The following is a 296-nucleotide window of genomic DNA, read 5'->3' as shown; positions in this document are numbered from 1 at the left end:
TTACTAAATTTGGTTCCTTTTACACTAATCTCCTGCGCAGATATTACTATTCTTGTTTTTAGAGGTTGTGAGCTAACAGCATCAAAATCCTCAACATAATCTAAACAGTAAGCGTCTTTAAATTTAACGGTTTTTAAACTGGACATATTATCTCTTTTATAAAAGATAACACTCCCGTTTTTAGTCATATTACTGGATATCATCCACTCTAAAAAGTCTGTTTTGTTAGTAGATTCTATAAGTATGGTTATTTGTCCTCCACGAGGCTTTTGCGATGGTCGTCCTGAATTGTCTGC

1 protein-coding gene is annotated in these 296 nt (G+C 33.8%); it reads right to left on the bottom strand.

All coding sequences use genetic code 11. From position 1 onward, the window contains the following. Positions 1-296: type VI secretion system tube protein TssD (tssD, locus tag ACVC43_RS07250; RefSeq protein WP_452223839.1), on the bottom strand; the 296-nt coding region annotated here is incomplete at both ends.

Source organism: Lacinutrix chionoecetis (genome assembly GCF_053604665.1).
Note: the sequence above shows the minus strand (reverse complement) of the source record. Positions and strands in the feature narration are given on the sequence as shown.